The organism is Kitasatospora sp. NPDC023118 (assembly GCF_055560875.1).
In genome coordinates, this window is the sequence record NZ_JBVHHW010000014.1 from 59,513 (window position 1) to 81,555 (window position 22,043).

General features: G+C 73.1%; 14 protein-coding genes. 9 read left to right on the forward strand and 5 right to left on the reverse strand.

What is annotated here, in order from left to right; translation table 11 throughout:
* Positions 1 to 377: 377 nt before the first annotated feature.
* From ACZ3UD_RS19725 to ACZ3UD_RS19750, 6 genes are all read left to right on the forward strand, one after another.
* Positions 378 to 2,657, forward strand: a complete 2,280-nt coding sequence (locus tag ACZ3UD_RS19725) for a peptidase domain-containing ABC transporter (protein WP_465588874.1) — start codon at positions 378 to 380, stop codon at positions 2,655 to 2,657.
* Positions 2,645 to 3,985, forward strand: coding sequence for a condensation domain-containing protein (locus tag ACZ3UD_RS19730; protein ID WP_465588876.1), 1,341 nt, complete (start codon positions 2,645 to 2,647; stop codon positions 3,983 to 3,985). Before ACZ3UD_RS19725 ends, ACZ3UD_RS19730 begins: the two co-directional genes overlap by 13 nt.
* An 89-nt stretch (positions 3,986 to 4,074) precedes the next feature.
* The gene (locus ACZ3UD_RS19735; RefSeq protein ID WP_465588877.1) at positions 4,075 to 4,371 is read left to right on the forward strand and encodes an acyl carrier protein; all 297 of its coding nucleotides are present in this window, start codon (positions 4,075 to 4,077) and stop codon (positions 4,369 to 4,371) included.
* Positions 4,372 to 4,384: 13 nt separating this feature from the next.
* Positions 4,385 to 5,800, forward strand: coding sequence for a class I adenylate-forming enzyme family protein (locus ACZ3UD_RS19740; protein ID WP_465588879.1), 1,416 nt, complete (start codon positions 4,385 to 4,387; stop codon positions 5,798 to 5,800).
* Positions 5,797 to 7,473 (forward strand): fatty acyl-AMP ligase, encoded by a 1,677-nt coding sequence (locus tag ACZ3UD_RS19745; protein ID WP_465588881.1) that lies wholly within the window; start codon positions 5,797 to 5,799, stop codon positions 7,471 to 7,473. Before ACZ3UD_RS19740 ends, ACZ3UD_RS19745 begins: the two co-directional genes overlap by 4 nt.
* Positions 7,474 to 7,518: 45 nt before the next feature.
* Positions 7,519 to 8,445: a JmjC domain-containing protein gene (locus ACZ3UD_RS19750; protein ID WP_465588883.1), complete on the forward strand. Its 927-nt coding sequence runs from the start codon at positions 7,519 to 7,521 to the stop codon at positions 8,443 to 8,445.
* 141 nt (positions 8,446 to 8,586) lie between these two features.
* Here ACZ3UD_RS19750 and ACZ3UD_RS19755 read toward each other — a convergent pair whose 3' ends face one another.
* Complete coding sequence (locus ACZ3UD_RS19755) at positions 8,587 to 11,769, reverse strand: amidohydrolase family protein (RefSeq protein ID WP_465588885.1); 3,183 nt, start codon at positions 11,767 to 11,769, stop codon at positions 8,587 to 8,589.
* Between the two features lie 682 nt (positions 11,770 to 12,451).
* Between ACZ3UD_RS19755 and ACZ3UD_RS19760 the strand changes: the two genes are divergently transcribed.
* The 3 genes from ACZ3UD_RS19760 (at position 12,452) to ACZ3UD_RS19770 (ending at position 16,936) form a co-directional block, all read left to right on the forward strand.
* Positions 12,452 to 13,126 carry a cutinase family protein gene (locus ACZ3UD_RS19760; protein WP_465588888.1) on the forward strand — a complete coding sequence of 225 codons (675 nt, stop codon included), beginning with the start codon at positions 12,452 to 12,454 and terminating at the stop codon, positions 13,124 to 13,126.
* A gap of 206 nt (positions 13,127 to 13,332) precedes the next feature.
* The gene (locus ACZ3UD_RS19765; RefSeq protein WP_465588890.1) at positions 13,333 to 15,810 is read left to right on the forward strand and encodes a penicillin acylase family protein; all 2,478 of its coding nucleotides are present in this window, start codon (positions 13,333 to 13,335) and stop codon (positions 15,808 to 15,810) included.
* A gap of 40 nt (positions 15,811 to 15,850) precedes the next feature.
* Positions 15,851 to 16,936 (forward strand): alpha/beta hydrolase, encoded by a 1,086-nt coding sequence (locus tag ACZ3UD_RS19770; RefSeq protein ID WP_465588893.1) that lies wholly within the window; start codon positions 15,851 to 15,853, stop codon positions 16,934 to 16,936.
* Between the two features lie 65 nt (positions 16,937 to 17,001).
* Here the strand turns inward: ACZ3UD_RS19770 and ACZ3UD_RS19775 are convergent, their stop codons facing one another.
* The 4 genes from ACZ3UD_RS19775 to ACZ3UD_RS19790 all read right to left on the reverse strand — a co-directional run bounded on the left by ACZ3UD_RS19775 (position 17,002) and on the right by ACZ3UD_RS19790 (position 21,976).
* Entirely contained in the window at positions 17,002 to 18,072 is a 1,071-nt protein-coding gene (locus tag ACZ3UD_RS19775; RefSeq protein ID WP_465588896.1) for an AfsR/SARP family transcriptional regulator, read from the reverse strand.
* A gap of 175 nt (positions 18,073 to 18,247) precedes the next feature.
* Positions 18,248 to 19,618, reverse strand: a complete 1,371-nt coding sequence (locus ACZ3UD_RS19780) for a serine/threonine-protein kinase (RefSeq protein ID WP_465588899.1) — start codon at positions 19,616 to 19,618, stop codon at positions 18,248 to 18,250.
* 9 nt (positions 19,619 to 19,627) lie between these two features.
* Positions 19,628 to 20,392: a serine/threonine protein kinase gene (locus ACZ3UD_RS19785; protein WP_465588902.1), complete on the reverse strand. Its 765-nt coding sequence runs from the start codon at positions 20,390 to 20,392 to the stop codon at positions 19,628 to 19,630.
* 198 nt (positions 20,393 to 20,590) lie between these two features.
* Entirely contained in the window at positions 20,591 to 21,976 is a 1,386-nt protein-coding gene (locus tag ACZ3UD_RS19790; protein WP_465589216.1) for a DUF8189 domain-containing protein, read from the reverse strand.
* Between the last annotated feature and the right edge of the window lie 67 nt (positions 21,977 to 22,043).

The following is a 22,043-nucleotide window of genomic DNA, read 5'->3' on the forward strand; positions in this document are numbered from 1 at the left end:
CCTCGGCCGGCCACCGGTCCCCGGCGGCCCTTTTCCGAGGACCTCGAGGAAATCGCCGTAACCGCGGCGGAACCCGGTCTGCGGTCGCGAGGAAGCCCTTGCCGAAAGGAAACGTCATGAACAACTTCGACGACGTCGACATCACCGAGCTGTCCGACGAGGAGCTGGACGACATCGTGGGCGGCCAGTTCTCCATCGCCGCGCACTGCGTCATCTGACGACGGTGTCCCCCGGCCGGGCGGTGACCCCGTCCGGCCCACCGCGGCGGACCTGAGTCCACCGCACCCGTGTCCCGCCCCGGGACGCACCAGTGCCGGCGTGTGCCGGGAGTTCCTCTCGGCGCACGCCGGTGACGGCAAGGAAAGGGATCGGGATCGATGACCGGTGAATCGCGCTTCCGGCCCGAGGCGCTCGAACACCACCGCAGGCGCGACGGCCTCGGGCCGGTGCTCGGGCACACCCCCGCCCCGCCTCGGACCAGGGGATTCACCGAGCGGACGGCGGCCGTCCGCGAGCGGCTCGCCGGCCGCGGCGCCAAGCGGCTGCCCGTCTGCTTCCAGACGCAGGTCAGCGACTGCGGCCCGGCCGCCCTGGTGACCGTGCTCCGGCACCACGGCGTCGACGTGTCCCTCGACGCGATCCGCGCCCGGGCCGACTCCGGCCGCAACGGCGCGTCGGCCCGAACCCTGCTGGAGATCGCCCGCGAGTACGGCGTCAAGGGCCGGGGGGTGCGCGCCGACCTGGACGCCCTGCGGCGACTGCGGCCCGGCGCGATCCTGTTCTGGAACTTCAGCCACTTCGTCGTCCTGGAGGGCGCCGGCAAGGAGTACGTGGACGTCGTCGACCCCGCGTACGGACGGCGCCGGCTCAGCCGGGCGGCCGTCGCGGAGTCCTTCACCGGTGTGGCGCTGGAGTTCGACCCGCCGCTGGAGGGCGCGTCCACGGCCACCCGCGGCACCGGGACCGGCAGCCCGTGGAGCCGGCTGCGCCAGTTCCTGCCGGGCCGGCGCGAACTGGGCCTCCTGCTGGCGGTGTCCGCCGCCCTGATGGCCTTCGAGCTCGCACTGCCGCTCACCGCGGGGATCCTGGTCGAGCGGGTGGTGCCGGACGGCTCCACCGCCACGCTGTGGGGCGCCGGGGCGCTGCTCGCCGGGCTCGCCGTCCTCTTCTTCGTCCTCCAGCTGGTCAGGTCGGTCCTGGTGGCCAAGCGCCAGGCCGTGATCGAGAAGCGGCTCACCCTGGGGATCGTCGGTCACCTGGCGGACCTGCCCTACGACTTCTTCACCGTGCGCAACCCCGGTGACCTGGCCATGCGGGCCCGGGCGAGCAACGTCCTCATCCAAGTGCTGAGCGTCACCGCGGTCTCCGCCGCGCTCGACAGCGTGCTGGTCGTCGCGTACCTGGTCGCGATCGCCCTGACCACCCCCCCGATGGCCGCGCTCGTCGCCGCCCTCGTCGCCGTCCAGGGCGGCATCCTCGCGGTCACCTGGCGCCGGCAGACGGAGCTGAGCCAGGAGGTCCTGGAGCGTCAGACCAAGGCGCAGGAGGAACTCGTCGAGATGCTGGAGAGCATCTCCTCGCTGAAGTCCAGCGGCCTGGAGGGCCGGGCGGCGGAACGCTGGTCGCACACCCTGGTCCACGAGGTCAACAAGCGCCTGGGCGCCCGCCGCAACCTCGCCCTCTTCTCCTCCCTCAGCCGCACGGTGCAGTTCGGCGCGCCCCTGACCGTCCTGCTCGCGGGGATCTGGCTGGTGCTGACCGGCCGCGACTCGCTGGGCGAGGCCATGGGCTTCATGACGCTGACGATCGCCCTGTTCATCCCGATGCAGGGGATGTTCGACGCCGGGTCCCAGCTTGCCGCCGTCCGGCCCACCCTCGCCCGGCTCGACGACGTCCTGCGCGCGGCCCCCGAACCGCGCGGCGCCCTCGCCGGAACGGGCGTCGCCGAACCGGGCCGGATCACCGCGGAAGGCGTCTCCTTCCGCTACCCCGGCGCCCCCAGGCCCACCCTCAGCGAGGTCGAACTCGACGTCCGGCCGGGGCAGTTCGTGGCCGTCGTCGGCCGCTCGGGATCCGGCAAGTCCACCCTGGGCATGCTGCTGGCCGGGCTCTACCTCCCCACCGGCGGCACGATCACGGTCGACGGCATGCGCCTCGACGAGCTCGACCGCCCGACCTACCGGCGCCGCATCGGCTACGTCAACCAGAACGCCCACCTCTTCGGCGGCTCGATCCGCGACAACATCCTCCTCGGCAGCGAGGACATCAGTGAGGCCGACCTCAAGAACGCCGTCCAACTCGCCCACATCCACGAGGAGATCAGGGCCATGCCGATGGGCTACGACACCCTCGTCGCCCCCGGCGGGCACGGGATGTCGGGCGGCCAGCGGCAGCGGATCGTCCTCGCCCGGGCGCTGGCCAAGCAGCCCAAGCTCGTCATCCTCGACGAGGCGACCAGCGCCCTGGACCCGGCGCTGGAGGAGGCCATCATGCGCGACCTGCTGGCCGCCGGGATCACCGTCGTCGTCATCGCCCACCGCCTCACCGTGCTGGACGACGCCGACCAGGTCATCGTGATGCGCGACGGCCGGATCGTCGAGGCCGGCCCGCCCGCCGCCCTCAAGGAGACCGGCGAGGAGTACCTGTGCCTGACCTGAGCCCCACCCGGCCGGCTCCCGGCACCCCCGTGCCGCTCACCTACGAGCAGGACTGGTTCCACACCAAGACCCGCACCGACTCCTGGGCGCACAAGAACGTCCGGCTCTCCTTCGAGATCCTCGGCGACCTCGACACCGACGCGCTGCAGGCGGCCGTCCGTGCCTTCGTGACCCGGCACGACGCCCTGCAGATGCAGCTGGCCCCGGAGCCGGGGCCGCACCCCGAGCAGTGGATCCGGCCCATCGGCGCGGCGGAACAGGTCGTCGAGTGCCAGAAGGTCGGCGCCGCCTCGCCCGAACAGTTCGCCCGCTACGCCTCGGCCCTGCTCTCGCGCGACTGCGTCACCCCCTGGCGGTACGGCGAACAGCGGCCCTTCACCATCCGGCTGCTGCGGTACGACACCGGTCGCCACGCGCTGCTCGCGACCTTCCAGAACCTCGTCTTCGACGGACGCGCGCACCACCTGTTCGCCCACGAGGTCTGGCGCGACTACGAGGCCCTGCGGCGCGGCGACGCCGTACCGGACAGCGCTCCGTCGTTCGCGGAGGCCGCCGCCCGGCAGCGGGCCGGAACCGCCCCGGCCCAGCGCGAGCGGGCCCTGGCCGACTGGCGCGAGCGCCTCGGGTTCCTGGCCCGCACCCTGTGGGCCCGCCCGGAGGGCGCCACGCCCGCCGAGGGCGGGAGGCTCCAGGCCGAGCTGGACGCCCGGACCACCGTGGCGTTGCGTCGCGCCTGCGAGGAGCGCCGCCTCAGCCTGCTCCAGTGGACGGTCGGCACCTTCGTCCACGCGCTGGCGCGCCGCACCGGCCGGGCCGAGGTGGGGCTGTGGACCTCCATGGACTCCCGGCCGTCCCGCGACCGGGACGTCGTCGGGATGTTCGCCGCCTCCTGCCCGCTCACCGTCGTCGACGCGGCCGGCGACCCCGACGCGGTGCGCGGCCGGGTCCGCGCCCAGCTGCTCAACGCGCTGAAGCACCAGCGGCTGACCGCCGAGGAGATCACGGCGGTGACGCGGGAGGCCGAGGCGCGGCACGGCGCCCCGGTCGGCCGCGACGTCTACGTGAACCTGCGCCGGTTCGAGGGCGACTACGCGGGCTCCCGGGACACCGGCCCGCTGCGGGTCACCGCCGATGCCCACGAACTGCGCCGGATCGCCGTCACGGACATCCACGCCCTGCACCTGCGGTGCGCCGAATTCCGCGACCGCCTGCTCATCGGCCTGCGCTTCGACGGGCAGCGGGTGGACCGGCCGGTGGCCCGGGCGGTCCTCGACGACGTGCTCGGCGCGGTCACCGCCACGGCGCGGGAGGTCGGGCCGGGGGCTTGAACCCGCCTGCTGAGCACGCCCGTTCCGTCCTCCCACTCCGCTGTCGGGTCCGTTACGGACGCCGCCCCTCACGCACCACAGGAGGTGCCATGCCCCCCGCACCGATCGACGCGGTCCTGGCCGCCGCGAGCGAGGTGTTCGGCCGACGGGCCGAACCGACCGACGACTTCTTCTCGCTCGGTGGTGACTCCGTCACCGCGGTCGAGCTCGCCGTCCGGCTGGAGGAACGCCTGGGCGTCGAGGTCGACACCGAACTGGTCGCCGACCTCCCCGACTTCGCCGCCCTCGCCGAAGCCCTGGCCGGAGCCCTGGCCGAAGCCCCGGCCGCCGCGCCCGCTCCGACGCCCGGTGAGGCGGCTTCTGCCCTGTCGACCCCCGAACACTGAACGCCGAGGAAGCATGCGCCCCTACCTCTGGGACCCGTGGGCCACCGCGAGGACGGCTCCCGACCGCACGGCCGTCGTCGCCGACGAGGAGACGTACACCTTCGCCGAGCTGACCGGCCGCGCGGACGCCCTGGCGGGCGCCCTGCGGGCCCGGGGCCTTCCCGACGGCACGATCCTGTCCACCGACATCCCCACCGGGCCCCGCTTCTTCGCGCTGGTCCTCGCCGCGCTGCGGCACGGGTACGGTCTCTTCCCGATCGCCCCGCAGCTGCTGGCGCTGCCCGTGGGCCCGGCCCTGCTGACGGACGTGAACGCCGCGCTGCACCTCACCGACGGAGCGCCGACGACGGGCGGACCTGCCCTGCCCTGCCCCGTCCTCGGCGACGAGGAACTGCTGGCCGGGGCGGGCCACCCGCCCGTCGTCCCCGCTCCGGTCGCCCCACCCGCCGCCGGGCACCTCGTCCTCGCGACCTCCGGCACCACCGGCCTCCCGCAGGCCGTCGTCCGGACCCGCCCGACCCGGCCCTACAAGGGGGTGGCCGTCGCCGAGCGGTACGGCGCCGGCCTGAGCCGCGGCCCGCACCTGATGGCCAATCCCACCTACCACCTCGGCACCCTGGGGCCCGCCCTGTACGCGCTCCAGGCGGGCAGCGCGGTCGTTGTCCAGCGCACCTGGTCCACCGGCGGGTTCGTCGAGCTGGCGGACCGGTACGCGGCGGACAGCGTCTTCCTCAGCCCGGACCGGCTCACCGCCCTGGCCGCGGCGGGGCAGGCACCGCGCCGGCCCTTCCAGGTGGTCTTCCACGGCGGTGCCGCCTGCCCGCCCGCGGTGAAGCGCACGGCGATCGAGCTGTTCGGACCGGTGCTGCACGAGTACTACGGCACCTCGAAGAGCGTCCTGACCGAGATCACGACGCCGGAGTGGCTGGGCCGGCCCGGTTCGGTCGGCCGTCCGCTGCCCGGCATCCGGATCGACGTCACCCGCGACGGCCGGGTGCTGCCGGCGGGGGAGGTCGGGGAGATCGGCATCCGGTTGCGCGCCGCCGACCGGGACCCGTCCGAGGCGCCGGTGCACGCCACGGGAGACGTCGGCTTCCTCGACGCCGACGGCTACCTGTTCGTCATCGGCCGGGCGGGGACCGAGCAGGAACTCCACGCCGCCCGGCTCGAACACGACATCCGGCTGCTGCCCGGCGTCACCGACGCGGTCGTCCTCGGCGACGGCGCGCGGCCGGTGTGCTTCGTGGAGCACGGCGGCCGCCCCGATCCGGTTCCCGCCGTCGAGGCCGCGGCGCATCGGCTCGGCCTGCCCGCACCCCGGGTCGTCCTGGCGGCCTCCGGCTCGCTGCCCCGCACCCCCAGCGGCAAGATCCGACGCGCCGAACTCAGCGACGTCGGGGCGGTGGCCGCGGCCGAGGGCCGCGGATGACCGTGGACCGGCAGTCCGGGACGGCCCGTGAACGGCTTGAGCACCACGCACACCACCGGCCCGAGACGGTCGCGCTGACCTGCCTCGACGGGGACTCGTCCCGTTCCCTGACGTATCGTCAACTCAACGCTCTCGTAGACGCGGTGGGATCGGGGCTGCTCGCGCTCGGTGCCCGCCCGGCAGACCGGGCCGTCCTGGTGCTGCCGAACGACGAGTCCTTCGTCGCCGTCCTGCTGGCAGCCATGGGGCGCGGGATCGTGCCCGTCCCCGCGGCCACCCCGGCGACCACCCGGACCGAGGCGTTCGGCCGGCGGCTGCGGGGCATCGTCGCCGACTGCCGTCCCGCTCTGGTCGTCACCACCGCGCCCTGGCGTGACGCCGTCGGTACGGCGCTGGGGGGCCTCGAAGTCCCCGGCGGGGTGCACACCTGGCCGGAGCCGGCCGAGGCGCACGCCGACGGTCAGCCGGCCGACGCACCCGCACTCGACGCGCCTGCAACCGCATCCGACGCGCCCGCCTTCCTGCAGTACACCTCGGGATCGACCGGGTCCCCCAAGGGCGTCGTCATCAGCCACCGGGCGCTGCACGCCAGCTGTGCCCAGGCCGCGCGCGTCTACGACGAGCGCCCGGAGGACGTGGCCGTGACCTGGGTGCCGCTCCACCACGACATGGGGCTCGTCACCGGAGTCCTCCGGCCGCTGTTCAGCGGCTACACCTCCGTGTTGATGCCGCCCGAGGCGTTCGCCCGCCGCCCGGGAGCCTGGCTGGAGGCGATCACCGCCTACGGCGGGACGCTGTCCAGCGCGCCCGACTTCGCCTACGCGCTGTGCGCCCGCAAGGTCACCGACCGCGAGCTGGCCGCCCTCGACCTGCGGACCTGGCGGGTCGCCCGCAACGCGGGTGAGGTGGTGCGGGCCGCCACGGCCGAGCGGTTCACCGCGCGGTTCTCCGCCGCCGGATTCTCCCCCCGGAGCCTCTGCCCCTCCTACGGCATGGCGGAGGCCACCCTCACCGTCACCACCTGCACCCCGGGCAGCCCGCCGCTCCGGCTGGCCGTCCGCACCGACGCGCTGCGTGCGGGGGAGGTGGTCCCCGCGGCGCCGGGGGAGCCTGCCACCATCCTGCTCTCCTCGGGAACGCCGTTGCCCGGCACCGACGTCCGGGTGCGCGAGGCCTCCGCCGGGCCGGACGACGCCCCGCGCGTGGGGGACCTCGACATCCGGGGGCCGCAGCTGTTCAGCGGCTACTGGCCGGCGGCGCACCGCCCCGCCGGGTGGCACGCGACCGGGGACCGGGGCTTCACCCACGGCGGCCACCTGTTCGTCGTCGGCCGCGGCGATGACGTACTCGTCCACCACGGCAGGAACTTCTACCCCGCGGACCTCCTCGCGGCCTGCGAGGACGTGCCCGGCCTCCGACCCGGGCGCTGCGCCGCCTTCAGCGTCGCGGACGGCAGGGTGTGCCTGGTGGCGGAGCTCGCGGACGGCCCCGGCACACCCCCCGCCGCTCACGTGGCCGCCCAGGCCCGGCGGCGGCTGGCGAGCGCCTTCGACCTGTACGTCTCCGAGGTCGTCCTGCTGCCCGAGGGCGGGCTGCCCGTGACGACCAGCGGGAAGGTGCGGGTCGGCGAGACGAGGCGGCGCCTCGCGCGGGGGACGCTACCCCGCCTGTGAGGCCCCGGAAGAGGGAACCAACGGACAGCAGAGGAAAGAGGAACCGTGCACGCTCCGACTTTGGCCCAGTGGGTCGGCGACCCCGACGCCTTCACCGCCGAGTACTGGCGCCGCCGGCCGGGTGTCTTCAGGCCGGACGGGGGAGTGCGCAGCCCCTTCACCCTGGGCGACGTCGACGCCGCGCTCGCCACCGGCTTCCTGCACGAGCCCTACGTGGAGATGACCCGCGCCGAGGATCCGCTCGGCCGTGACGACTACCTGACACCGCGCGCGGTCCACGAGTCCACGCACGGGGGATTCGCCGACGAGCGGAAGATCCGGGCCCTGCTCGACGACGGCGCGACCCTGCTGATGCGCCGGGTCGACCAGTGGCACGGCCCGACCAGGGACCTGCTCGCCCGGCTCTCCGCCGAACTCCAGCGGGCGGTGGAGGCGTTCTGCTTCGTGACGCCTCCCGGCACCCAGGGCGTTCCCCTGCACCGCGACGACGCCGACGTCCTGGTCCTCCAGCTGAACGGCAGCAAGTCCTGGTCCGTCCACGAGGGGCCGAAGGACGGCAACTGGCAGCTCGGCCGGGTCGAGGGCGAGCCGCCGGCGGAGGTGCTGCGCACCACCCTCCGGGCCGGCGAGGTCCTCTACATCCCCCGGGCCTTCGCCCACCAGGCCGTCGGCGACGAGGGCCTCTCGGTGCACCTGTCGCTGACCATCCGTGAAGTCCACATGGGCGACCTGTTCCGCAGCCTCCAGAAGCTCTCGGCCACGGCCATGGACATCGAGGCCCGCCCGCTGGACGACGCCGCCGTCCTGGCCGCGGCCACCGCGATGCTGGAGCACGTCCGCGCCGCCGTCGCCGCCCTGACACCCGAGCGCCTGGTGCACCACGCCCGCCGCCGGAAGCTGGCCGCCCTGCCCACCCCGCGCTCGCCGATCTCCCTCGGCGCCCTGGCCGTCGGGCACGACGGCCCGGCGTGACCGAGGGCGGCGGGCCGAAACCCGGGTTCGCGGCCGAGGAGCCGGCCGCGCACCCGGGTCTCAGCCGCCCGCCGGAACCTTGCGTGCCGTAGCGCTGCATCCGCTGCCACTTCCCCCGTCACCGGCTGCGGACACGGCTCATCAAGGCGCGCAGCAGCCGTCGCGCCGCAGGGCCTCGCCGACCGCGAGCCAGTCCTCGTCCCGGCCCGCCGACCGCGCTGCCACCTGGGCCCGCCCGGCGCCGCCCACCAGGTCCGCACGCCGGTACACGACACCGTCCCGCATCACCCACGACGTCCGTACCAGGTCCGTGAAGTCGCGGAACGGGTCCCCGTCGACCACCGTCAGGTCCGCGAGCTTCCCCGGCTCCACCGTCCCGAGGTCGTCCCCCGCCCCGAACAGCCGCGCCGGTGCCACCGTGGCCGTGCGCAGCGCCTGCGCCGGCGACAGGCCCGCGTACTGGTGCAGGGCACGCAGGCCGAGGTGCAGTTGGAGGCCGACGGGTGTGATCGGGCAGTCCGTGCCCAGGGCCAGCGATCCGCCGTCCGCGAGGATCCTCCGATAGACGTCCGTCTCCATCCGCACGGCCCGGCGCTGCGCCTCCGTGGGCGCCGTCGCCGCCTGGCGCTGCACGCCGGCGGCGTCCCACGGCGGCATCAGCGTGGTCACCCGCGGGTCCTGCGCCAGGGTCGGATCGTCACCGAGCAGGTAGGCCGCCGAGAACGGGGTGATGATGATCGCGAAGTCCCCGCCGCGGTAGATCTCGTGGACGTCCTGGTAGGCGCGCCCGGTGGGCGAGACCGCCCGGCCGTACTCCTGCCGTTGGGTGGCCGACAGGTGGGTCGTCAGGTCCTGCCCCACCTGCGCGCCGGGGGTCAGCAGGTGGCTGCCGGCCGGCACCCCGAGGCGCTCGTGCGCCGTTCGCGCCGCCTCGGCCATGATCCAACCAGGGGCCCGGACATAGGTCTTGACGAAGTCGTAGTCCAGCGCCTCCGCGCGTTCCAGGCTGCGCCGCACCCCGTCGGCGGTGCGGTGGGCCCGGCCCATGCTGTAGGCGACCCGGCTGCCGTCGAGCAGCTCGCCGGTGGTCAGGAACCGGGGTCCGTCCATGACTCCGGCGTCGACGGACTCGCGGATGCGCGCCTGCTCGTAGGCGAAGCCGCCCATGGAGGCGGTGCCGGTGATCCCGTAGGCGAGCATCAGGCGGGACTGCCGGCCGCCGTAGGTGTTCTGGTACGGGTGGGTGTGGGAGTCCCACAGGCCCGGCAGGACCGTGCAGCCGGTGGCGTCGACCAGCCGCTCTCCCGCGCGCCGCGCGCCCGGGCGGTGCGGTTCGACGGCGGTGATGCGGTTGCCGGAGACGACGATGTCGACGTCCTCGCGGACGGTCTCGCCCGTGCCGTCCCACAGCCGGGCGGCGTGGATGCGGGTGACGTCGGAGCGCGGCGGCAGGGCGCGGCCCGTGCGCAGCGGGAGGGGGACGGTGCGCCGGTCGGCGCCGTCGCGGTCGGTCAACCGCAGCCGCCCGTTCGAGAGGTGGAGCAGCCGGGCGGAGTCGCCCGACCAGGACGGGTGGTCGGCCGCCTCGTCGGTGATCCGTCGGGCCTCGCCCGCGGGCGTGCCGTCCGGCTCGACCGGCAGCACCCACAGTGCGGACTCCACCACGAGGGCCAGCCACTTGCCGTCGGGCGACCAGACCGGACCGCTGTCGCAGCGGTCGGCGACGGAGGTGTCCGGCAGGGGGAGGAAGGACCTTGAGGAACCGTCCCGGGTGTCGATCACGCGGATGACGTTGTAGCCCTCGCGGAAACGGTGGTTGAGCCGGTTGCGGTCGCACAGGGCGAGGTAGCGGCCGTCGGGGGACCAACTGGGCCTTCCTGGAAGGCCGTTGCCACCCATGGGCACGGCGAGTCGGCTCTCCGTTCCGGTGGCGAGGTCGACGACCAGCAGGTTGCCGAGCACGTCCTGGCAGGCCAGTCGCGTGCCGTCGGGCGAGAGCGCCGGGTTGAACCGGCCGCCCCCGGCGAGGACTGTGTCGGCCCCGTCCTCCAGCATCAGGCAGTGCACGGCGCCAAGGCCGTCGCCGTTCCCGTCCCCGTCGTACACGTACAGGATGCTGCGCCCGTCCCGGCTCCACGACGGCATCTGCACGTAGTGGGCGGGGGCCGCCTGGAAGAGCTTGCGCGGCTGTCCTCCGATCGGCATCAGCCACAGCGCGTTGAGGGCGCAGAAGACGACGGACCGCCCGTCCGGCGAGAGCGCGGGCAGGTGGACACCGCGCACGTCCCGCTCGGCAGTGGAGCCGAAGTCGCGCACCTTGCGCCGGTACTCGGGCCGCGGCACCTCCAGCCGCGCGGTGAACGGGATCTCCTGCGCGGTGCTCAGCGTGGGGGAGCGGTCGGTGATCCGGCCGTCGGCGAAGTAGACGATCCCGCCGTCGGGGGTCCAGGCGGGCGGCAGCGGTGAGACGTCCTCGTCGCCGGAGACCACCTCGCCGTCGACGACCAGCGAGGAACTCGCCGCCTGGTAGGAGGTGGCGGCGGAGGTGTCGCCGATCCACACGTAGGCCAGCCGGCCGTCCCGGGAGGCCACGGGGCAGCTCACCGTACCGCTGGCCACCGTACGTTCGACGTTCACCGGTCCGCCCGAGGCCGGTACGGACGCGATGGTCCGCCCGCCGGATCCGTCCGCCCGGACGAAGAGGACCCGGGCGCCGTCCGGGTGCCACGATGGGTCGTAGTCCTCGACCCCGTCCTGATGGGTCAGGCGCGTCAACCGGCCGGTGGCGACCTCTACCGTCCACACGTCGTACGAACCACCGGACACCGCGTCACCCGCCCGCTCGGAGGAGAACGCGAGGTACTGCCCGTCCGGCGACCAGGACACCCCCCGGTCGTCCCACGGCCCCGACGTCAGCTGCCGCAGGTTCGATCCGTCCGGCGCCATGGCCCACAGATGGAACCCCCCGCCCTGGTACGCGCAGAAGGCGACGGCCGACCCGTCCGGCGACCACACCGGCCGCGTCGGCTCCAGCCCGGGAGCGGTCAACGCGGTCGCCGAGCCACCGTGGCGCGGCAGCCCCCACAGCACGCCCTGGATCTCGACGACCATCCGCTCACCGTCGGGTGACAGGGCGACTCCGGCGTTGGTGCCCGCCGTGAACTCCAGTGCCCTCGACCGCCGGGCGCCCGGCGCGTCCGCCCCCTCGGCACCCGCGGCCGCCGCGACCGGCCCGAACGCCGCACCAGCGCCGACCAGGGCCGCCGCCCCGATGAACCCGCGCCGACTGACCTCCCGCCCGTGCCCGTCCCTGAGAAACGACACACCCGTTCCTTTCCTGCTACCCGTGAACCCGGCCCCGACGCATTCGAACCCGGTCCGGAGGCTGGGTGTACTCGACATGTGCATTATCGTTCGGGCTCGACCGTGAGAACGCCTCTTTCGAGGTTTCGGGGTATCAACCCCACGCCACCAGCGGGGATTTCACCGCACCGGCCACCCGCGGCCCGGTGTACCGACCCGCCGGCTCACCGCCGACCCTGCGTGGACGGGGCGAGCCGCAGTGCCGGAGCCTGCGCTGCGGAGAGCAGCCGAGCTGAGCGGATCGAGGAAGAACGGCCCCGCGCCGCTCGCCGGGACCAGCTCGCTCAGCGGCGCGACGGACCGCGCGGCCGTGGCACCGAGCAAGCGGTGCCGGCGGGCGAATGCCGGGCCCGCGTCACGCCGTTGCAGCATGGCGACGGCCAGCTCTAGTGCATCGCGCCGGTGCCGCCGCGGTCCGACGATACCCAGTGCTCGGCCGCGGCGGCGGTGGGCTGCCGAGCGGCTGCGCCTGACCGGCCACCGGACCCGCCCGCGACGGGGGTGCGGGCGGGTCCCGGCGGTCGGACGGTGGACTTCATCGGGATGTCATCGGCCGCTGCCACTGTCGTCCGGTGACCTCGGCCGAGCGCGGACCGCATCGGAGAGCGGGCGCGTAGGCCGACTGCGTGGGGAGAGGATCGCAATGCGAGCACGAAGGATCGCGGCCGCGTCGGCCGGACTCCTGCTGACGGTCGGGCTGACCGTGGCACAGGGAGCCACGGCACAGGGGGCCACCGCACGAGTGGCCGCTCCGTGCGAGGGCACCTACACGATCGTCGTCGGGGGCACCGGGAGCTCCTGGAACAACGACGGTTTCTACGGCAACATCCAGCAGCACGTCGGGTACCCGACCCAGATCCCCAACGGCGCGAGCACGCGGGCGGGTGTCAACGAGCTGAACCGGCTGGTCCGCGACCAGCGCGCCGCGTGTCCGGGCCAACACGTCAAGATGGCCGGGTACTCCCTGGGCGCCGGGGTGGTGCACGTCTGGGTCACCGAGAACTGGCAGACCTTCGACAACGTCAACGCCATCCTCATCGCCGACCCGAAGCGCCAGGGCCCTCCCGGGGCCAACGGCGGAGCCGTGCCGTTCGGCGGCATCATCGGCGCCCCGCTCGCCGGCGCCGACAAGTTCTTCGGCAACGTGCCCGTCAAGACGATCTGCCACTGGGACTACGTCTGTGACGAGTCCGCCGGCATCTGGACCTACCCGAACAACCACGTCAAGAACTACCCCGAGGACTTCAACATGGACCACCACAACGACGGCGCCAACGAGCAGTGGTACAACGGCGCCTGGTACCCGGCGAGCTGGTAGTCGCGTCGCACTCGTCGGCCGGGTCCGGAGCCGACTCCCTCACCACCTGTCAGTGCCCGGGGCACGTCCGGTCACCGACAGGTGGTGATCTGCTTGTGCGGCTCGGGGCGGTCGCGGGGGTGCCGCCCCGTCATCGGGATGTCATCGGCCCTCCCTAGCGTGGCCGCGTACGGACAAAACCTCGGACTGCTGGAAAGGACGGCCCGATGGCGCGGAGGGGACTCAAAGCGAGGCTGCCGGTGGCGGTGCTGGCCGCGGCGGCGTTGATCGGCACGACGGCGGCCACCGGAGCACCGGCCGGCGGACCGGCGGCCGCCGTGGCGGCACCGGACAAGCCGACGATCCGGTACACCGAATACGGGATCCCGCACATCACCGCCCCCACCCTGGAGGGGCTGGGGGAGGGCTACGGATACGCCGCGGCCAAGGACAACATCTGCACCCTGGCCGACACCTATCTGATGGTCGACGCCCAGCGGTCCCGCTATCTGGGGGCCGACGGCAAGGCGAGCCCCGGCCAGAACCAGAACAGCACCACCAACCTCAACAGCGACCTGTACTTCCAGCGGATCAACGACAACCGGGTGGTGGAGCGGCTGATCGACCAGCCCGCCCCCAACGGGCCGGAGCCGGAGGTCAAGGAGGCCATCCGCGGCTACGTCCAGGGGTACAACAGGTACCTGGCCGAGACCGGCGTCAACAACATCTCCGACCCGGCCTGCCGCGGCGCGGCCTGGGTGCGGCCGATCACCGACCTGGACGTCTACCGGCACGCGCACGCCGAGATCATCATGGGCAGCGCCGATCCGCTGCTGGACGGCGAGGTGAACGCCGCACCCCCGGGGGCCTCGGCCACCGCCGCGCCGCCCGGCGCCCCGCAGTCGGCGGTCTCACCCGAGGAGACCGCGACGAAGATCCGCGAGGCGATGGCCGCCGCCCGGCAACAGGGCAGCATGGGCAGCAACGCCCTGGCGGTCGGCTCCCAGGGGGTGTCCGGGGGCACCGGCATGCTGCTGGCCAACCCGCACTTCCCCTGGCAGGGGAAGAACCGGATGTGGCAGAGTCAGCTGACCATCCCGGGGCGCTTCAACGTCTCCGGGGCCAGCCTGCTCGGCCTGCCCGCCGTGAACATCGGGCACAACGACGACGTCGCCTGGAGCCACACCGTCGCCACGGTGGCCCCGTTCGGGCTGTTCGACGTGCAGGTGGACCCGCTGCACCCGACCAACTACCTGGTGGACGGCGCCTGGCAACCGATGACCTCGCAGCAGGTCGGTGTGGACGTGCTGAACCCGGACGGCTCCGTCGGCAGGGTCACCAGGACGCTGTGGTCCACCCGCTACGGTCCGATCACCACGTCGATGCAGGGCGTCCCGCTGCCCTGGGTGGTGAGCGCGCACGCGGTACGCGACGCGAACATGGACAACCTGCGGGCGTTGAACACCTGGTTCCACCTCGACCAGGCCAAGGACGTCAACGATGTGGTGAACACCCTGGAGAGCACCGAGGGCGTCCCCTTCTTCAACACCGTCGCCTCCGACCGCAAGGGCAACGCGCTGTACGCGGACATCCAGGCCACCCCGAACATCACCGACGCCCACGCGCAGTCGTGCCTCACCATGACGGGCCAACTGCTGTTCAACCAGCAGCTGCGGCTGCCCAACGTGCCGCCGATCTCCATCTTCGACGGCAAGCGCAGCGAGTGCGACTGGCCGAACGACCCGAACGCGGTCGCGCCGGGACTGCTGGACCCGCACAAGCAGCCACGCCTGATCCGCTCCGACTTCGTGGGCAACGCCAACGACAGCGCCTGGCTGGCCAACCCCGAGCAGCCGCTGTCCTTCCCCAGGGTGATGGGCGACACGGCGGCGCCGCGGTCGCTGCGCACCCAGGAGCTGATCTTGACCGCGCAGAACCGGATCAACGGCACCGACGGCCTGCCGGGCCGGGGCTTCACGCCGGAGAACATGCGGCAACTGCTGTTCGCCGACAACAGCAGGGCGGCCGACCTCGCCCTCAACGCCACGGTGAGCGCCTGCCAGGGCGCGCCGTTCGGGCTCGTCCTGGTGGACGGCAACCTGGTCAACATCAGTGAGGCGTGTCCGATCCTGGCCGCCTGGAACCACAAGTACACCCCGGACAGCCGGGGTTCCTGGTTGTTCGAGAACTTCTGGTTCAACCTGACCGGCGGGCAGGCGATCGAGAAGCTGCCGTGGCGGGTCCCCTTCGACCCCAAGGACCCGGTGCACACGCCCAATTCGCTGGACGCCGGGAACGACAACGTCCGCAACTCGCTCGCCCGGGCCGTCCTCGCGCTGCGCAACGCGGGCATCGCGCTGAACGCGTCGCTGTCGGACGTCCAGAAGGTCACCCGCAACGGCGAGCAGATCCCGATCCACGGCTCGATCCACGAGCTGGGCGTGCTGAACGTGGTCACGCCCGGCCTGGTCGACGGCAAGTTCGACATCACCTTCGGCTCCAGCTTCATCCAGGAGACGCGGTTCACCGCCGACGGCCCGCCGCAGTCCGCCTCGGTGCTGGCCTACTCCCAGTCCGCCAACCCGAACTCGCCGCACTACGCCGACCAGACCCGGCTGTTCTCGGCGGGCCAGTGGGTGACGGAACGTTACACCGAGGACCAGATCGCGGCCTCACCGGTCCTGGAGGTCAAAGTCCTTGACTGAGGCCGCGCCGCACACGACAACGCTCACGAGGGGGAACACCGTGACGAGGACATGGAAACGCCGGCGAACGGTGGTGGCACTGCTGGCCGCCATCGTGGGAATCGTGGCAACGGCCACGACGGCCGGTCCGGCCCGGGCCGCCGGCACCGGGGCGCCACCGCGGATGGCGGACGGCTTCGGCCTGACCCAGGTCGACCCGGCCGTGGGCGGTGCCACCAACTTCTACCTCACCGTGACCACACCCGAGGTCACGGGCAAGCACCACATCAAGATCATCCTGCCGAGCGGCTACTACGACGACCCGGCCAGGCGCTACCCGGTGCTGTACTTCCTGCACGGCTCGCCCGACGACCCCGTCCAGCAGAACTATCCGGCACTGACCACCTCGAACTCGATGATCACCGTCATCCCGGACGGCGGCGCCCGGGGCTGGTACGCCAACTGGCTCAACCAGAACACCCAGCTCGGAGCCCAGAACTGGGAGAACTTCCACCTCAAGCAGGTGATCCCGTTCATCGACGCGAACCTGCGGACCATCGCCACCAAGAAGGCCAGGGCCGTCGCCGGTGTCTCCATGGGCGGGTTCGGGGCCCTCCACTATGCCCAGGACCACCCCGAGCTGTTCAGCCAGACCGCGTCCCTGTCGGGGGACATCGACCTGTCGGTCGACTCCATGGACCTGCGGCTGGCCGTCGTCGCCTCCCTCATCGACGGGCAGGGCGTGATCTGCGGCTCGTCGTCCGGTGTCTGCGACCCCGCGAACGACCCCTACAAGCCCGGCGTGGACAGCGACGCCCTGTTCGGCACGCCCTACCCGGTGTTCAACGCGGACTGGCGGTGGAACGAGGCCGACCCGTCACAGCACATGGACAAACTCGCCGGAGTCGGGGTCTCCATCTACGTGGGCAACGGACGCGGCGTGGCCACCGACCTGGAGTTCTGGCTCGAAGGCGCGTCCAAACACGTCAAGGACCACATGGACGCGCTGGGCATGCCCTACTACTACGTGGACTACGGCGACGGCTCCGCCTGGGGCACCCAGTGCAACGGCGGCCACAACGGCGGCTGTTGGGAACAGGACCTCCGGGACCTGATCCCTCGGCTGGAAAGGGCCTTCGCCTCCTGACCGCGCGCAACCGCCAGCGCTCCACCGGGCACCGTCCCGGTGGAGCCCGGCGTTCGTCGGGCCGGTCAGCGGGTGGCTCCGGTGAGGCCGAGGCCGGCCTCATCCCCGCGCAGGATCATCTGGCACGTCCGCCGCAGCATCCGGCTCGGCGGAACCCCCAGGTCGTCGGCCAGCCGACGGCGGGCGCGGTCGAACACGGCCAGTGCGTCGGCCTGTCGGCCGCTGCGGTACAGCGCACGCATCAGCAGCGCGGCCAGCGGCTCGTTCAGGGGGTGTTCCGCGGACAAGGCGATCAGCTCGGCGATCGCCTCGGAGCACTGGCCCAGCCCCAGCTGCCACTCCACCTTCCGCTGTGCGACGGTGATCCTGCGCTCGGCGAGCCGCAGCCGCTCCAGCTCGGCGAGCGGGCCGGGCAGGCCGGCCAGGAGCTCCCCGCGAAACAGGTCCAGCGCCTGGGAACAGAGGCGGACCGCCTCGGCCGGTTCGCCCGCCCGATGGGCCGTCCCGGCGTCGGTGACCAGGCTCTCCATGCGCGCCAGGTCCACTTCGGCCGCGCCGGAGACCAGACGGTAGCCACACCGGTCGTGCTCGATCACCGAGTCCGGGCTGTCCCCGATGCGCAGGGTCTTGCGCAGCCGGTAGATGTGGACGGGCACCACGTTCGTGACCGGCGGCTCCAACCCCCACACCCCGTCGAGCAGTTCCTGCTGGCTGACGGTCCGCCCCGCGCGCAGCGCCAGCGCCGCCAGCACGGCTTGCTGGCGCAGGTGCCCCAGGTCCAGTGGCCGCCCGTCCTGCCATGCCCGCAGCGGTCCGAGCACGGAGATCCGCACCTTCGGTGTGGCTGCTCGGCCGGCGGCGCTCCGCGGCACCGGGCTCACCACCTGCGTGCGGGGGCCGTAGCCGGGGGCGACCAGTCCGCAGTCGAAGGCGTGGACGATGGCGGCGGCCCGGTCGCGCAGCCCGAGCTTCACGAGGATCCGCGCGAGGTGCCCGGCCACGGTGTCCTCGGGGACGGCGAGGGCGGCGGCGATCTCGTCGTCCCTCAGGCCGCAGCCGACCGCGTGGAGCACCTCGCGCTCGTGCTGCCCGAGCACGGCGGCGCTCGGCCGGCTGGTGGTGGCGGTCGTCGGCATCGCTGCTCCCTGAACTCTGGGCTGGCTGGTCTGGCGGAGGCCGTCGACACGGTAGTAAGGGGAGCGCCGGGCGGGGAATCCGGAACGATCCGGAGGAGCGCGCACGACGGTCCGCGCCGGACGGGCGCACGCCCGTGATCACCACCCGGTTGAGCTGCGCAGTTCCCCGTGCTGGTCAGGGGCAGCGGGCGAGGTTGGGGCGGTCCTTGGTGCGGACGGCGGGGAGCCAGGCGGTGGTGGGGCCGGGGAGGCGGACGCGGTACCAGAGGGTGGAGGTGCGGTCCTCTTCGTCGATGATGGGGAGACCGGTGGGGAGTTGGCAGTCGGCGTCGAGGGTGTCGTCGTTCCAGACGCGCGTGGGGACGACGTTCCCGGCGGTGTAGGGGCGCTGGGGGTCGACGGCGAGACCGAGGCTGCACTCGGGGTCGCGGTCGGTGCGGTCCTGGCAGCTGCGTTCGGCGTTGAAGACCTTGATGCGGGCGGAGTGCCCGGGAGGTTCGGGGTGTGGCCAGAGGGCGGCGGCGGTGACGGCGGCCGTGGCGCAGGTAGCGAGGGTGAGCAGGGCGGTGCGCGGTCGTGGGCGGCGGGGGCGGTGGCCGCACTGGTGGGCGCGGATGCGGGCGAGCAGGCTCTCGGCGGTGTGCGGGGCGCGGGCGGCGTGGGTGGGGGCGAGGCAGTCGGCGGCCAGGTCACGCCAGAACGGTGGGACGGCGGGGGCCAGGCGCAGGGCGGCGCGGCCTTCCGCGTACTGCTGGGCGGCGGCGCTTCGGGCGGTGGGGGTGGCGCCCGGGAAGGGCGGGACGCCGGCGGCGAACACCTCGTGGATCAGCACGCCGAGCGCCCAGATGTCGGCGGTGGTGCGGATCTTGACGCCCTGCTCGCCGAGCGGTTCCTTCCAGCGTTCCGGCGGGAGGTAGTCGGGGGTGCCCATGGGGGCGGAGTGGCCGTGGGTGCCGGTGAGTTCGATGGCGAGGCCGAAGTCGGAGAGGCGGACCTCGCCGTCCCGGCCGATGAGGACGTTCTCGGGTTTCAGGTCGGAGTGGACCCAGCCGGAGCGGTGCAGGTGGGCCAGGCCCTCGCAGATGCCGGCGACGATCCGGCCGCCCCGGGCCTCGTCGACGCCGGTGGCGAGCAGGTCGCGAAGAGTGCACCGGGCGCGTTCCATCACCAGGACGATCGCGCCGTCGAGCGCGGGGTGGTCGGGGGCGGCCAGGACGAGGGTGTCGAGCAGGCGGACCAGCCGGGGGTGCGGGGCGGTGCGGGCCAACTCGGCTTCGCGGTGGGCGGCTTCGGCGACCTGGCGGGCCTGGCGGGGGGCGAGTCCGGCGGTCGGCAGTACCTTGAGGGCGACCGTGTCGTCCCCACTGGCTGTGTCGTCCGAACCATCCGAGCCGCCGGAGCCGGCCGTGTCCTCGGCCCGGCTGGCGGCATAGACGGTCGCCCAGCCGCCTTCGCCGATGAGCCCGGTGACGCTCCACTCGCCGACCCGGTGGCCGGGTGGCAGCAGGTCGTCGCCGTCCCCGCCGAAGGCCAGGTCGTGCACCATCGGAGCCCCCTACCGTCCGGGCTCGTCGGCTTCGGGGCGCGGCAGGAGCGCGAGGTGCTCCTCGCGGACGATGCCGAACTTCAGGGCGAGTCCGACGACGGCCTCGCGCTTGCCGTTGCGGCGGTCCGCGCGGCCCGCGCCGTCGGGCAGGTCGATGCGGAGTTTCTCGTCGGCGAGGTAGTCGAGGTGCGAGCTGACGGCGCGGGCGGTGAGCCGGGCGCAGGCGGGGTGGCCGCGCAGCCGGGCGACCACCTGGGGGGTGGTGGGCACGGCGGCGGGGGAGCGGTCACGCAGCCACGGTTCGCAGAGCGCGACCAGGACCAGGAAGTAGGTGGCGGTCTCGTCCAGCGAGTACGCCGTCATGGTGCGGCTCTCCCAGGAGCCGCCGTGGGCGTGTGGGTCCAGGTAGACGTGGTCGGGCGCGAACACCTGGAAGGACAGCGGGGTTTCACGGCGCGAGGGCAGCACCACCCGGGAGAACTCGAACGGGATCGGCGCGCCGATCCGCCGTGGCGGCACCCGCAGGTACTCGCCGGCGCCCTCCGGGTTCTCCACCAGGTAGGTGTGGGTGTTGCTGAGGTTGCTCAACTGCCAGTGGTCGTCGGTCGCGTGGATCTCTCCGGCGAGCCGGGAGACCGTCTCGTCGCCGAGTCGCAGCTCCACCGGAGTGCGGGCGGAGCCGCGGCCGAAGCGCGCCCTCTCTCCCGGACCGAGCCGCAGGGTCACCGCGTCGTCGCCGTTCCCCTCCGGCAGGTGGACGAGAATCCCGCTCACCGTTCCCCCGTCCCGCGCACCGCTGCCCCGTCTCGCATGCCGACCGTTCCCCCTGACGGACGAACGTTACCTCTTTGAGCATGACAATAAACCGTATGTTGACTCCCACGACGCACGCCCTGGTCTTCGTGACGACGGACCCGATCAGCAGGCTGCTGATCGGGTCCATGGCTGTGCTCCAGGGGACTGCCGGTGTGGTCAGCCGACGGCGGGTCCGGCGGTGGTGTTGAGCCAGGCCCAGTCGGACCAGGTGGAGAAGCCGGTCTGCCACTTGTGGTAGACGCCGGCGCTGCTGGTGCCGAACACCTCGATCCGGCCGTCGGCGTTGGCCGTGGCGACGATCTCGGTGCCGGCGCCGCCGAAGGTGTCCCACTGGCCGTACGGCGCGTTGACGCCGGTCTGCCAGATGTGCTGCGCGGTGCTGCCGTTGATGGCGAACACCTCCACCCGGCCGTCCGGCGAACGCTCACTGGTGAGCTGGGAGTCGGCGGGTCCACCGGCGGATTCCCAGTCGGACCAGGTGGTGGGGTTGGTCTGGTACTTGTGGTAGACGCCGGCCGGGCCGGAGGCGAAGACTTCGAGGCGGCCGTCCTGGTTGTGGTCGACGGTGAGGTCGTGGCCGCCGCCGCCGAAGGTTTCCCAGGTGGACCAGGCGCCGTTGACGGCGGTCTGCCACTGGTGCTGGAAGGTGGTGCCGTTGAGGGCGAAGACTTCGAGTCGGCCGTCGGGGGCCTTGCCGAGTCCGATCTCGCTGTTGGCGGGGCCGCCGCCGGCGGGTTCCCAGTCGGACCAGCCGCTGTTGGGTGCGGTCTGGTACTTGTGGAAGATGCCGGCCGGGCCGGAGGCGAAGAGTTCGAGTCGGCCGTCCTGGTTGGCGCCGACGGCGATGTTGTGGCCGCCGCCGCCGAAGGTCTCCCAGGTGGACCAGGTGCCGGAGGGCTGGAGCTGGTAGCGGTGTTGGAGGGTGGTGCCGTTGATGGCGAACATCTCCAGGCGGCCGTCGGAGTCGGGGCCGATGGCGAGTTGCGCGCCGCCCGGGCCACCGAGCGACTCCCAGTCGGACCAGGCGCCGCTCACGGCCGTCTGCCAGGCGTGCGAGACGCCGTTCGCGCCGGCCGCGAACACCTCCAGACGGCCGTCCGCCGAACGCGCGGACACCACCCGGCCGGACTGCGCCGGATAGACCAGCGGGGCGGGGCCGGGGTCGTGGTGGCCGAGCCGGTCCGCGGCGGCCCGCGCCGCGTCCAGGTACCGCAGGTGTGCGCCCTCGTTGTAGGTCGACCAGGGCTGCCAGTTGGTGCCGCCGTTGGAGATGCGGTAGGCCGCGTTGGCGTTGCACTGGGCGTCGTAGGCGCAGGCGTCGGTGACCTCGGAGTGCCAGTAGTCGTTGATCTCCCACAGGCCGCGGTCGGTGGACGGCGGTGTGTTGTGCTGGACGTTGGACGCCAGCGGGTTGCAGCTGGACTCGGCCATGCCGACGGCGATCGCGGTCACCAGGGCATCACCCCGGAAGCCCGCGTTGTAGCCGACCTCGGCGCACAGGTCGATGCCGGTGGCGGCCGGCGCGGGCGCCGCACCGACCATCAGGCCTGCCGCCACGCCCAGCGAGACGAGCGCGGACAGCAGGACGCGGTGGGGCGCCCGGCGGGCG